This window comes from Pseudoxanthomonas sacheonensis (assembly GCF_010093305.1).
Taxonomy (GTDB): domain Bacteria; phylum Pseudomonadota; class Gammaproteobacteria; order Xanthomonadales; family Xanthomonadaceae; genus Pseudoxanthomonas_A; species Pseudoxanthomonas_A sacheonensis.
In genome coordinates this window covers 124509-137012 of sequence record NZ_PDWS01000009.1, presented here as the reverse complement: position 1 = coordinate 137012, position 12504 = coordinate 124509, and the positions used below count along the sequence as shown (strand labels likewise).

14 protein-coding genes are annotated in these 12504 nt (G+C 63.4%); 5 read left to right on the top strand and 9 right to left on the bottom strand.

Annotated features, from left to right (window positions below; translation table 11 throughout):
- Positions 1 to 19 precede the first annotated feature (19 nt).
- The 3 genes from CSC73_RS09875 to CSC73_RS09865 all read left to right on the top strand — a co-directional run bounded on the left by CSC73_RS09875 (position 20) and on the right by CSC73_RS09865 (position 3026).
- The gene (locus tag CSC73_RS09875) at positions 20 to 751 is read left to right on the top strand and encodes an SDR family oxidoreductase (RefSeq protein WP_163840261.1); all 732 of its coding nucleotides are present in this window, start codon (positions 20 to 22) and stop codon (positions 749 to 751) included.
- Positions 745 to 2187 carry an efflux transporter outer membrane subunit gene (locus CSC73_RS09870; protein WP_163840260.1) on the top strand — a complete coding sequence of 481 codons (1443 nt, stop codon included), beginning with the start codon at positions 745 to 747 and terminating at the stop codon, positions 2185 to 2187. Before CSC73_RS09875 ends, CSC73_RS09870 begins: the two co-directional genes overlap by 7 nt.
- 134 nt (positions 2188 to 2321) lie before the next feature.
- The gene (locus CSC73_RS09865) at positions 2322 to 3026 is read left to right on the top strand and encodes a pirin family protein (RefSeq protein WP_163840259.1); all 705 of its coding nucleotides are present in this window, start codon (positions 2322 to 2324) and stop codon (positions 3024 to 3026) included.
- 3 nt (positions 3027 to 3029) lie between these two features.
- On the opposite strand, the gene CSC73_RS09860 is transcribed toward CSC73_RS09865, so the two are convergent.
- Genes CSC73_RS09860 through CSC73_RS09850 form a run of 3 tightly spaced genes read right to left on the bottom strand, consistent with a single transcriptional unit; the run spans position 3030 to position 5014 of the window.
- On the bottom strand, positions 3030 to 3545 hold the full coding sequence (locus CSC73_RS09860) for a hypothetical protein (protein ID WP_211840855.1): 516 nt from the start codon (positions 3543 to 3545) through the stop codon (positions 3030 to 3032).
- A gap of 22 nt (positions 3546 to 3567) precedes the next feature.
- Positions 3568 to 4182, bottom strand: a complete 615-nt coding sequence (locus CSC73_RS09855) for a hypothetical protein (protein WP_163840258.1) — start codon at positions 4180 to 4182, stop codon at positions 3568 to 3570.
- Positions 4160 to 5014 (bottom strand): tetratricopeptide repeat protein, encoded by an 855-nt coding sequence (locus CSC73_RS09850; RefSeq protein ID WP_163840257.1) that lies wholly within the window; start codon positions 5012 to 5014, stop codon positions 4160 to 4162. Before CSC73_RS09850 ends, CSC73_RS09855 begins: the two co-directional genes overlap by 23 nt.
- Before the next feature lie 264 nt (positions 5015 to 5278).
- Here CSC73_RS09850 and CSC73_RS09845 point away from each other — a divergent pair, with 264 nt between their 5' ends.
- Complete coding sequence (locus CSC73_RS09845; protein ID WP_163840256.1) at positions 5279 to 5698, top strand: hypothetical protein; 420 nt, start codon at positions 5279 to 5281, stop codon at positions 5696 to 5698.
- Between the two features lie 273 nt (positions 5699 to 5971).
- On the opposite strand, the gene CSC73_RS09840 is transcribed toward CSC73_RS09845, so the two are convergent.
- From CSC73_RS09840 to CSC73_RS09825, 4 genes are all read right to left on the bottom strand, one after another.
- The gene (locus CSC73_RS09840; RefSeq protein ID WP_163840255.1) at positions 5972 to 6340 is read right to left on the bottom strand and encodes a VOC family protein; all 369 of its coding nucleotides are present in this window, start codon (positions 6338 to 6340) and stop codon (positions 5972 to 5974) included.
- A gap of 400 nt (positions 6341 to 6740) precedes the next feature.
- A complete protein-coding gene (locus tag CSC73_RS09835; protein WP_163840254.1) occupies positions 6741 to 7097 on the bottom strand; it encodes a hypothetical protein in 357 nt (118 codons plus the stop codon).
- 376 nt (positions 7098 to 7473) lie between these two features.
- On the bottom strand, positions 7474 to 8100 hold the full coding sequence (locus CSC73_RS09830) for a TetR/AcrR family transcriptional regulator (protein WP_093280259.1): 627 nt from the start codon (positions 8098 to 8100) through the stop codon (positions 7474 to 7476).
- Positions 8101 to 8121: 21 nt separating this feature from the next.
- Entirely contained in the window at positions 8122 to 8379 is a 258-nt protein-coding gene (locus tag CSC73_RS09825; RefSeq protein WP_163840253.1) for an acyl-CoA-binding protein, read from the bottom strand.
- A 163-nt stretch (positions 8380 to 8542) separates the two neighbouring features.
- Here CSC73_RS09825 and CSC73_RS09820 point away from each other — a divergent pair, with 163 nt between their 5' ends.
- Positions 8543 to 10531: an SDR family oxidoreductase gene (locus CSC73_RS09820; RefSeq protein WP_163840252.1), complete on the top strand. Its 1989-nt coding sequence runs from the start codon at positions 8543 to 8545 to the stop codon at positions 10529 to 10531.
- A 179-nt stretch (positions 10532 to 10710) separates the two neighbouring features.
- Here the strand turns inward: CSC73_RS09820 and CSC73_RS09815 are convergent, their stop codons facing one another.
- Both CSC73_RS09815 and CSC73_RS09810 read right to left on the bottom strand, forming a co-directional pair.
- A complete protein-coding gene (locus tag CSC73_RS09815) occupies positions 10711 to 11721 on the bottom strand; it encodes a restriction endonuclease (RefSeq protein WP_163840251.1) in 1011 nt (336 codons plus the stop codon).
- A gap of 220 nt (positions 11722 to 11941) precedes the next feature.
- On the bottom strand, positions 11942 to 12481 hold the full coding sequence (locus CSC73_RS09810; protein ID WP_163840250.1) for a phasin family protein: 540 nt from the start codon (positions 12479 to 12481) through the stop codon (positions 11942 to 11944).
- Positions 12482 to 12504: the final 23 nt, after the last annotated feature.

The window sequence follows — 12504 nt, the reverse complement described above, 5'->3', positions numbered from 1 at the left end:
CGCGTCAACGGAGTAGATCATGAGCAACAATCAGAAAATCGCGCTGGTGACCGGCGCAACCCGCGGCATCGGACTGGAAACGGTTCGCCAGCTCGCCAGCGCCGGCGTGCATACGCTGCTGGCGGGGCGCGATCTGGCCAAGGCGCGCGAGGCCGCCCAGGCGCTGAAGTCGGAGGGGCTGCCGGTGGAAGCCATCGCGTTGGATGTCAGCGACACCGCCAGCATCGCGGCAGCAGCCAAGCAGGTCGAAGCCAGCCACGGCCGGCTGGATATCCTGGTCAACAACGCCGGCATCTTCAAGGACGACTTCGCCAAGACGCCTTCCGAACAGAGTCTGGAAATCTGGCGCGAGACCTTCGACACCAACCTGTTCGGCATGGTGGCCGTGACCCAGGCTCTGCTGCCGCTGTTGCGGCGCGCGCCGGCCGCACGCATCGTCAATCTTTCCAGCAGCCTCGCTTCGCTGGCGATTCACAGCGACCCGGGCTCGGAACTCTACGATTTGAAAGTTCCTGCCTACAACGTGTCCAAGACGGCGGTCAATGCGTGGACCGTGCAGCTGGCCTACGAGTTGCGCGACACCGCGATCAAGGTCAACGCCGCCGATCCGGGTTCGGTGAAGACCGACATGAACAGCAACGGGCAGCTCGAACTGGTAGACGGCGCCAGCACCAGCGTGGGTCTGGCGCTGCTCGACGCCGCCGGCCCGACCGGTACGTTCCAACATCGCGGCGAGGTGCTGCCATGGTGATCCGTACTCTCACTGTCGCCGTCGCCAGCGTGTTGCTGGCGGCCTGCACGGTAGGCCCGGACTACGTGCGTCCGAACCTGCCGGCGGTCGATCAGTTCTCCAACAGCTCGTCGCAGCAATCCGCACAGGCGGCGACGCCGGCGGTGGATCTGGAGTTCTGGCGCAGCTTCGGCGATCCGGTGCTCGAGGAACTGGTGGACGAAGCGCTGCTTTCCAACCACGATCTGCGCATCGCGCTGGCGCACTACGAACAAGCCAACGCGTTGCTGCGCAATTCGAAGTACGACCGTCTGCCCACCCTGGGCGCGAGCGCCGAAGCCAGCGATGCGCGCAGCAGCAGCGACCAGATGCCGGGCGTGGACAGGCCGGGGCGCGACAACGACCAGTACAGCGCCGGCATCAGCGCGCTGTGGGAGCTGGATTTCTTCGGCCGCATCCGCCGCAGCATCGAGGCGCAGCGCGCCGAGACCGAGGCCAGCGCAGCCGATCTGGCCGCCGCGCAGGTGGTGCTGGTGGGCGATGTGGCGGAAACCTATTTCCGCCTGCGCGGTTTGCAGGAACAGCTGCGGATCGCGCAACAGAACGCCGACAACCAGGCCCAGACGCTGCGGCTGATCAATCTGCGCAGCAGCGCGGGCCTGAGCAGCAGTTTCGAAGTGGATCGCGCCAGCACGCAGCTGGAGAACACGCGTTCGCGGGTTCCCGCGCTGCAATCGGCGGTCGCCGTCGCCACCCATCGCATTGCGGTGCTGGTGGGGAAGACGCCGGAAACCGTGCTGGCCGGGCTGGAGTCGGCCACGCCGCTGCCTTCGTTGCCGGAAACCATCGCCGCAGGCACTCCCGCCGACTTGCTGCGCCGCCGTCCCGACGTGACCGCAGCCGAGCGCAGGCTGGGCGCGGCCACCGCGCGTATCGGCGTGGCGACCGCGGACCTGTTCCCGCGCTTCACGCTGGGCGGGCTGATCGGCACGCAGGCGCTGGATGCCGGCGCGCTGTTCGAACGCGATAGCGAAACCCGTCTGATCTCCCTTGGCATCGACGGTTCCTTCCTCAATGTCGGGCGGGTGCGCTCGCGCATTGCGGCGGCCAATGCGGCCACGGCTGCGGATCTGGCCGCGTACGAGCAGACGGTGCTATTGGCGTTGGAGGAAACCGAGAACGCGCTGGTCCGCGTTTCCCGCAGCGCCGAGGAGAACGCGCACCTGGAACGTGCCGCCGCCGCCGGTGCGCGCGCGACGGCCACCGCGCGGTTGCGCTACGACAACGGCGCCATCGATGTGCTGGACGTGCTGGAAGCCGAACGCGCCAGCCTGCAGGCCGAGGACGAGTTCGCCCAGGGCAGGGTGCGCAACACGGTCGCGGTGGTGTCGTTGTACAAGGCGTTGGCGGGCGGTTGGCCGCAGTACGTTCCGAAGGAAAGCACGGCATCGCGATAGGTTCAAAAATGAGGGCGTCTGGCCGATATTTCTGCCAGTGTTCCGAATTCAGAACAATTAGTCGGTTCCAGGGGCCTTACTTCACAAGGGTAAGGCCCTCATTCTTCGCGCACACCTCAATCGGAGCGCGAAACATGATCACCCTGCGACCCGCCGGCGAACGCGGCCACGCCAACCATGGCTGGCTGGATTCCTGGCACAGCTTTTCCTTCGCCGGCTACCAGGACGACAGTCATGTCCACTGGGGTCCGCTGCGCGTCATCAACGAGGATCGCGTAGCGGCCGGCCGCGGTTTCGGCGAGCACGGCCACCGCGACATGGAAATCATCAGCTACGTGCTGGACGGCGCGCTGGGTCACAAGGATTCCATGGGCACCAGTTCCAGCATCGTGCCGGGCGACGTGCAGCGCATGAGCGCCGGCACCGGCGTGCAGCATTCGGAATTCAACTACAGCGAATCGGGCACGACCCATTTCCTGCAGATCTGGATCATCCCGGCCAAGCAGGGAGTGAAGCCGTCTTACGCGCAGAAGAATTTCTCCGCGGAGGAAAAACGTGGGCGGCTGCGGCTGGTGGTCAGTCCCGATGGCGCGGACGGTTCGGTCGATATCCACCAGGATGCGCGGATGTACGCGGGGCTGTTCGATGGCGATGAACGCGCGGATCTGACGCTGGTTCCTGGCCGGCTGGGTTACGTGCATGTGGCGCGCGGCGAAGTCGTGGCGAACGGCCGCAAGCTGGTCGCGGGCGATGCGCTGCTTTACCAGGACGAAGCCTCGGTAAGCCTCGCCGAAGGGCAGGGTGCGGAAGTGCTGGTGTTCGATCTGCCGCGGATGTGAGGATCAGGCGTTGCGGGTCTGCAAGCGCCCGACGGCGGCTTTCAGCAGAATTCTCGAATACATTTTGTGGAACCCGAGCAGCAGCCGGAATCCGGTGCCGATATCGGCTCCGGATTCCGATCCTTTGGCGGGAACGACCGCCGAACCGAAATACAACCGCGTGCCATCGCCGGATTCGGCCGGTGCGGTCATCAACCATGATCGTGTGCTGCCATGCATATCGCACAGCAGCAGTTGGTCCGAGCGCCGGTCTTCGACGGTCCACGCGGAGAACGCATCCAGCCCGCCTTGTGCTAGCAGGGCCGCTTGCGCATCGGTGGATGGCCTGGCCACGGCCCATTTCAGGATCGTCCTTTCCAGCTTGAATACCCAAGTGGTGTAGAAAGCCTCCACGAACTCGGCCTGGCTCACGCTGCCGGCGATTTCGGTGTAGTAGCAATCGGTGTACGCGCCTTGCTGCAGGCGATAATGGCCTAACAGCGAAACCTCCGGAAGCGGGCAGGGACGGATGGATGACAAGTCCGGTTCCTGCGACTGGCGGTCAGGGTTTGGCGGGCAGGGCAGGAACGACCGGATGCTTGCGCCATGCATCGGCCGGGTCTTCGAGCAGCGAAATATCCGGAATGCGGTATTCGCAGCCCAGCAGCACCATACCTTCCAGACCCGGCGCGTCGGCATTGAAGATCACCAGCGCGTGCTGGTCGTCCAATGCGCCGGACAGCGGCGATTCGCTGGATTGTTCCAGCGCGTGCTCCAGCTGGGCGGTTACCGCATCCAGCGAACCTTGCACCGCCATCATTACCCGGTTCGGTGCGATCACGATGACGTCGCTTTCGTTGCCCCAGGCGGATATGGGTTCTTCAAGCCGGTACACATCCAGCATCGGCTGGCTGTGCTGGCGGTAGGCCTGGCGGAAATCCTCTTCGCGTTCGTCGCGGATTTCCTGCATCAGGCCCGGGTAGCGCTCGTAGCTGATCCGGCAGGTGAGCGCATCGGCCAAGGCGTCGGCCCCCGCGCTTGCGACCGGGGGCGGGACGGCGATCGGCGGAGCAGCGACGGTCGCGGGTTTTCCGGCGGGCGTCTGCGCGACCGACAGGCAGGCGCACGCGTACAGCGATGCTCCCAGCAGCGATTTATTCGAGCTGCGATTTCGCATATGCCGCGTCCAGCGCTTCCATCGCGTCCTTCGGTTTCAGCTTGCCGGCTTTTTCGAAGGCGCCGGCGGCGGCGTCTTCCTTCTTCTCGCCGTACAGCAGCAACAGCACGTTGCCGTGTTCCACATGGGCGATCGGCGAATCCGGGGTGAGTTTCAACGCGGTCTTGATGTGCGACTCTGCTTCGGCGGTCTTGGCCCCGTAGGTCAGGCCGCCGATCATGGCGCCGATCTTGCCGATGATCTCGGCGTGGTACAGCGCCAGCGCGGTATGCGCTTCGGCGTGCTTGGGCGCCAGTTCCAGAGTGGCGTTGAGCGATTCGCGCACCTTGCCGGCGATGCCCTGCTTCAGCGCCTTGGCGATGCTCAGGCCCTGGCTGTAGCGGCCCAGCGCGAAGGCGTGGCGGTAGTGGCTGTTGGCTTCGCCTGGCAGCGCTTTGACCGCCGCCTCGGCCAGTTTGGCGGCCTGTTCGAAACGCTTGAGTTTTTCGGCGTCATCATCGACCAGGTAAGTGGCGTGGATGCCCAGCGCCTTTACCGCGACCGAGGCGCCGAGCGGGCCGAGAGCTTCGCCGGCTTCGAAGGCGGCTTGGAAATCCCCACGGTGGAAGGCGCGCCAGGCCTCCTGCAGTTTCGTCGAAAGGGAGGCGGCGTCCAGCCCTTTGGCGGCTTTGCCGGCGGCATCCAGCAAAGCTTGCGCGCGCTTGGCGTCGGGGTAGGGTTCATTGTCGCCCGCATGCAGCGCGGGCCATGCTTTCTTCAAGGCATCGCCGGCATAGGCGAAGGCCTTGGCGTCGTGCGGAAACGCGGCCCACTTCGATGATTTTCCCGCCATGTTCAAATCCCCTCCAAGGAATTGATGACGAGCATGGCGGGCGGCACGGCAGCTGGCAAGTCCGGCGAGTCTCGTGGGAGCGGCGTCCCGCCGCGAGCCCTTGGCAAGACAAGCGACGAATGTTTCAGTCCCTAGAGCAAAAGCTCGCGGCGGGACGCCGCTCCCACGTCCTCGATTCCGGGACGGCTAGTGTGTTTGCTCCAGCCTCGCTGGGCAGTATCCACTGCGTAAACCGGCCATCGTGGCCGGTACCCCGGAGCCCCCATGGCCGCCAAGAAGAAAACCAAATCCAAGGTGCAGGAAACCACCCTGCGTCACCTGTGGCTCGCCGGTCTGGGCGTGGCCGCCGTCGCTCGCCGCGAAACCTTGAATGCCGCCAACGACGCCGTCGCCAAGGTCGTGTCGCTGAAGAAGCAGGCTGGCAAGTTGGCCGACGAAGCCCAGGCGAACGTGCTTGGCGGCATCGCCAGCGTCCGCGAACAGGGCGAGGCCAAGGCCAGCCAGTTCAGCGCCGAAGTGGAAGCACGCCTGGCCCCGGTGCTGGTCAAGCTGGGCCTGAAGCCGGCGCCCAAGAAAACCACCCGTGGCCGCAAGCCGGTGAAGAAAGCAGCCGCCAAACGCGCCCGCGCCACCCCGGCCCGCAAGCCAGCGGCCAAGCGCCTGGTGCGCAGGACGCGCGGCTGATCAGGGTTCAGAAGAGCGCGTTCAAGAGTTTTCAATAGTCCGAAAAAAATAATCCCGTCATCCCCGCGAAGGCGGGGATCCAGGGACTTTAGCTCCTGGCTCTTAGCTTTTCTGCAAAGCGCGAAGTCGCGGCACGAAAGACACTGGATCCCCGCCTTCGCGGGGACGACGAGTCAATGGTGCTGGTGGCTGCGCGCTCTTGGCGGGCTTCTTAGTGGTCTTCTTTGCGGGTTGACTCATGGAAACCCCCTTGCATCGGTGAATGATCGCCGGCTACAACGGCTCGCCGATATACAAAGTGTGGCCCTGGTCGTCGTGGATGACGATCTCTCTCGTATTCCAGGGCGTTTCGTGCACGTCTTCTACCAGGTGGACATCTTTTGCCTTCAGTTTTGCAGCGAACTCGATCACGCCATTGGTCTGAAGATAGAGATGGAAATGCCCGCCCTCGTCGACATACGGAATAGAGGGGTCCTTCTCGTCGACAAGCTTCAAGTGGAAAACTTGGTCCCCCGCGCGAATCCCGGTGTAGAAATCCTGGTAGTTGAATTCGATGGAAAACCCCAGCTTGCGTGTATAGAAGCCGATCGATGAGGCCATGTCGGTCGTACGCAACTGGGCAATCACGCCTGTAATGGCCATCGGTTCTCCTTTAGGGTGCGTCTTCGTTAGCGCAAGCGATCGCCTCTGGAGGCCAGATTCCGCCGCCGTTCTGGGCGCAAGCATGAGCGCATCCCCCGCCAATCTGACGCGCACCCCCTTGTCGCTCGCACTGGGTAAGACACTTGTCCTCCTTGGTGCTGCAGCGTAGCGCCGAGTACTTGATATGACACCAAGTGTCATGCGGGTAGTTGGTGGATTTCAAGGATGAGATATCGCACTCGGCAGCGTACTCCGGCAGTTCCCTGTTGGAAGCACATGCGACCAGCAGGAGCATGGTCCCACAGCAAGCGATCCATTGGGTGAACCTGATTGAGTGCATGGAAAACCCTAATCCCAGAGTTAAACCGATCCGTGAATCGACTTCGGTTTGATCAAATTGCTAGGCCCGCCAGACATTGAGTCCGCTCACGCCGAGGAGCCAGTACGCAACCACAACTGTCGCCGCAACGTACATGGCAAGGAAGGACCAATTCCTAGCACGGCGCGCAACGCAATGTTTAGCCAGTCGATTGATCCACAAAGCGAACCCAAAAGTGACTGCCAGCAGACCAGAAAACAGCAGCCCGGTCTTGAGGCTAAGAGAGATATGCCCGTCATTCGAGTAGCCGGCGAACTTGTGCCACTGCCAGATAGCGGCAATGAAGCGCTCAGCGATCGGTGCTGATAGCATTAAGGCGGCAACAAGTGTCGCCAAAGAAGCGATATTGAGCGCTTTTCTGAAATTGCTGCTTTGCATGCTTGAATGGATTCTTAGGCCGCAGCTACTAGGACCGGCGGCGAAAGAAAAGCCATAGACCGGTACAGAGGATCACAAGCCAAATCACCAGGTGCAGCGACGACTCTCCTATTGTTGGGGGAGGACCGAACGGATCAGCATCATTGGAGAGCTGTGCCTCGCGTGGGTCTATAAGGGCGTAGATGGAGAATAAGCATCCTAGGAAAGCGAACATCGACAGGAACGCACCTAGACCCTTTATTAAAATCCCCACCAGCTTATGCGCGGCGTTCGGCACGGCCTTGCCCGGCTGGCCGGCACTGGATTCTGGTGGAGAGTATGGATTGTGCGACATGCGGGCAAACTACGATTAGATCCCGAAGTGGGGTGTAGCACGTTAATCCAGATAAGCCTGCGTCAAAGTATTCAAATGCACCCGCTCCGCATCCCGCAGGAACGGAGCCAGCAGCATCATCACCTGCACGATGCCATGACGGATCGCGACCTGTTCGTCCTTGTCGCCGCGTGCGGCGGCGTAGTTGAGCCAGAAAGTGGCGATGACCAGCACGTTGGTGGCGGTGCCGGCCAGTTCCGCGGCCGAGGCGCGCATGATGCCCGCCTGCGACAGGCCGCGCATCACCGCGTGCGCGCTGTCGTCGGCGCGCTTGAGGATGCGCGCGAAGCGCATGCGGATGCGCCGGTTGCGGCTGAGGATCTCGACCAGGTCGCGGTACAGGAACCGGTAGTCCCAGATGCATTCGAACACCAGGTGCAGCTGCAGCCAGATGTCCTCCAGTTCCGGCAGGCGACCGGACGGCGTCGCCAGGGCCGCGTCCATGCGCTCTTCATAGCGCGCGAACAGCTGCTCGATGATGTCGTCCTTGTTGCGGAAGTGGTAGTACAGATTGCCCGGACTGATCTCCAGCTCGTCGGCGATGTGGTTGGTGGTGACGTGCGGCTCGCCCTGCGTGTTGAACATCGCAAGCGAAGCATCGAGGATGCGTTGGCGCGTGTCGCGTGCCACCCGATCGGTTCCGGCGCCGGGTCAGGCGGTCAGCTTCTTCACCAGATCCACATACTTCTTTTGCGCCTCTTCCTGCGAAGTGCCTTTCAGCTTGGCCCAGGCTTCGTACTTGGCGGTGCCGACGAAATCGAAGAACCCCGGCTTGTCGCCGCTGACGTCGCCTTCCGAACCCTGCTTGTAGAGCGCATACAGGCGCAGGAGAGTGTCGTTGTCCGGACGTTCGGACAGGCCCTGGATCGCCTTGGATGCCTGTTCGAAGCTGCTTTTCAGATCTGCCATGTAAAGATCCCTCCCAGTGATCGCGCGCATCACACCACGCGGGGCAGGACGGGTCAATGCCATTCCATACGCGGCGGCATTGTCGAACAGCGCCATCTCTGGCAACTTAGGCCGCAGGGGCGCAGCGGAGGGGCCGCGCCCAAACACCAGGGATAGACCGCACATGAGTTATTTCGTCACCGGCGCCACGGGATTCATCGGCCGCTACCTGGTCACCAACCTGCTCAAGCGCAGCGGTACCGTGTACGTCCTGGTCCGCAAGGATTCGCAGAAGAAGTTCGACGCCATCGCCAAGAAAGCGGGCTGGGACCTCAAGCGGGTCAGCGTGGTCTACGGCGACATGACCAAGCCCAAGTGCGGGCTCACCCCCGGCCAACTGCGAACGCTGTCCGGGAAGGTGAAACATTTCTTCCATCTGGCCGCCATCTACGATCTGGCCGCCAGCGCCGAAGCGCAGCGCGCCGCCAATATCGACGGCACCCGGCATGCGCTGGACCTGGCCGCCGCCATCAAGGCGGGAACCTTCCATCACACCAGCTCCATCGCGGCCGCCGGCCTGTACCCGGGCATCTTCCGCGAAGACATGTTCGACGAGGCCGAGGGCCTGGACGACCCGTACCTGCGCACCAAGCACGACTCGGAAGGGCTGGTCCGCAACGAGAAGCGCCTGAAATGGCGCATCTACCGCCCCGGCATGGTGGTGGGACATTCGCAGACCGGCGAAATCGACAAGATCGACGGGCCTTATTACTTCTTCACCCTGATCAAGAAATTGCGCGAGACGCTGCCGCCGTGGATGCCGGTGCTGGGCATCGAGGGCGGGCGCATCAATATCGTGCCGGTGGATTACGTGGCCGACGCCATGGACCACATCGCGCACAAGCCCAAGCTGGACGGTCACACCTTCCACCTGACCGATCCGGAGCCCATGCGCGTGGGCGAAGTGCTGAACGTGTTCTGCCGCGCGGGCCATGCGCCGGAAATGACCATGCGCATCGACGCGCGCATGTTCGCCTTCGTGCCCAGCGGCATCCGCGGCGCGGTCGGCAATCTGCCGCCGGTGAAGCGTTTCATCGGCATGTTGCTGCGCGACTTCAAGATACCGAAGGAAGTGCTTAAGTTCATCACCTATCCCACCCGTTTCGACAGCCGCGAGGCCGAGCGCGCGCTCAAGGGCAGCGGCATCGCGGTGCCCAGGCTGGAAGGCTATGCCTGGCGGTTGTGGGATTACTGGGAACGGCATCTGGACCCGGACCTGTTCATCGACCGCACCCTGAAGGGCAAGGTGCGCAACAAGGTGGTGGTGATCACCGGCGGTTCGTCGGGCATCGGCCTGTCCACCGCGCAGCGCGTGGCCGAGGCTGGCGCGATCACGGTTATCGTCGCGCGCGGCGAGGAAGAACTGTTCAAGGCCCGCGATGAGATGAAGAAAGCCGGCGGCAAGGTCTTCGCCTACACCGCGGATCTGGCCGACATGGCCGACTGCGACCGGCTGGTGAAGCTGGTGCTGGAGGAGCACGGCCACGTCGACATCCTGATCAACAACGCGGGACGCTCGATCCGCCGTTCGATCGAAGCCAGCTACGACCGCTTCCACGATTTCGAACGCACCATGCAGCTGAATTATTTCGGCAGCATCCGCCTGATCATGGGCTTCATGCCCACCATGACCCATCGCCGCAAGGGCCACATCATCAACATCAGCTCGATCGGCGTGCTGGCCAGTTCGCCGCGTTTCTCCGCGTACGTGGCGTCGAAGGCGGCGCTGGACGCCTTCAGCCGCTGCGCGCAGGGCGAGCTGTCGGGCAAGGGCATCAGCTTCACCACCATCAACATGCCGCTGGTGAAGACGCCGATGATCGCGCCGACCAAGATGTACGACAGCGTGCCCACGCTATCGCCTGAAGAAGCCGCGGACCTGCTGGTCAAGGCGATCATCGAGAAACCCAGCCGCATCGCCACGCGCCTGGGCATCTTCTCGGCCTTGATCAATGCGCTGGCGCCGAAGGCCTACGAGGTGATCATGAGCACGGCGTTCGAACTGTTCCCCGATTCGGCCGCAGCCAAGGGCGACCGCAAGGCGCTGAAGGAATCGGCGCCCAGCCAGGAGCAGATCGCATTCGCTTCGTTGATGCGCGGCGTGCACTGGTAGCCGCACCGCCTGCCGTGGCTCGTCGTCCCCGCGAAGGCGGGGATCCAGCGACTTAAGCTTTCTGCAAACCTATGGTCGCGGTACGAAAGACACTGGGTCCCCGCCTTCGCGGGGACGGCGGATCCATTTTTTACGAGATATTTCAGAGATCTTGGACAGGCTCTTGAAGCGCGCTTCCGTTAAAGCGGGCACTGCCGCCAACGCACTTGATCGGTGCTGCCCTGGGGTGGATTCATCTGCACCCGGGTGAGCTCCAGATCGGGGTAGGCCTTCAGCTGGCTGCAGACCAGCGGCCAGGCCTCTTGTTCGGGGACGATGCGGTCCACGGCAAGGGTTGAGCGCGATATCCATACGCCGCGGCTGATGCCCGGGGTCTTGGACAATTTCCTGGAGATTTCCGCGCGGTGCTTTTCGGTGTCGGCTTCGGTCGTAGCGGCGGTAACGCCGGCGGCGGGTGCTGCGGTCGCCGGCGCAGGCTTGGGCGCTGTCGCAATGCCGGGTGCAGGGGCGGCGGGTGCAATGGCAGGTTCGCCAGCCTCCGCGGCGGGCGCTGCAGGAGCAGCCGATACCGGAGTCGGCACCGGCGCCGACTCGGGGGCCAGTACGCCCGGGAAAGCCAGCGCCGACGCCAGGCCCAGGGTGAACGCACCCAGCCAGGCGATGCCGATGTGGCGGCGTGCGCGGGACGAGGCATTGCCGACGATGCGGCGCTGCAGGTTGCCTTCCACCATCGGCTTGACCGTTGGCCAGAGCAGGGGGCCATCGATGACTTCGATGTTGTAGCGGCCCGCCTTTTCCACACCGCCCTTGTCCAGCACGCCCTCGGTCACCAGGATTCCGCCCTGGACGCCGCGCAGACGGATCTCGGAAGCGAATTCGTCCACGGCTGCCGAACCGATGCGGTAGGCCGAACCATGCTTGCAGGCCAGCAACAGCTGCCTGCCCTGGCCGGAGAGCAGGAAACTGGAGCCGTGCTCCTGGCTGTCTTCGTTTGCGATGGGAATGCGCCCCAGCCCGCGCAGCTCCATGGCTTCCAGGATCAGGCGGGAAAAATCGCGCCAGCGCATTCCGGCCAGGGCCAGCAAGCCGGCCGCGGTTTCATCGTCGCGTCGGCGGACAAGCCAGAGGTAAGCAGTGGTAACGGCACCCACCAGGAGCGTAATGACCGATCCGAACAACCAGGCGGGCATGATTACCTTTCAAGCGGTACGAGGAAACTCACATTCTACGTCAGCAACCGATGGCGCCGATTTGCTTACGGGCACGAAAAAGCCCGCCAGTCCGAAGTCGTAAGGGGAGGGGAGCATACGTACTTCGAGTGGACTGGCGGGCTAGTAATGATTGTTACGTTTTATATTGTGCCTTGCAACAATTTTTTGGGAACAGTGTGTGCCGAGATTTAGTCGCGGCTTATTTAGCGGATTTGCGCACGCGCTTGCTGGCCGGTGCGGTCTTTTTCGCTACGGTTTTCTTGGCGGCGGCCTTCTTCGCGGCGCTCTTGCGCGGCGCGGCGGCGCCACCGAGCTTGCGCAGTTCGCCGTTCAGCGAATCTACGCGGTCGATCAGGGCGCTTAGGTCCTCGCGGCTGGGCACTTCCAGGCGGCGAAGCGCGCGCTGCACGCGTTCTTCGAACACTTTTTCCAGGCGGTCCCAGGTATCGGAGGCCCGCTCGCGCGCCTGGCCGACCGTGCTTTCGACCGCATCGCGCACCGCGCCGACCTTGCCGCCGGCGACCTTGCGGGTGAGCTGTTCGACCGAAAGGCCTTCCTTCACCAGCGTTTCGAAAAGCTTGCTGCCTTCGGCCTGGGCGCGGCCGAACGCGCCGACGCCGGCGAGCCACACCTGCTGCGCCGATTCGCCGAGGTTCTTGGAAAGGCGTTCGGCCTGCGCCTGCAGGTTGGGGTTGTTCGCGGAGGTGGTCTTGCGCGCGGTTTTCTTCAGCTTGGCCATGGGTTCCGTCGACAAAGGAATGA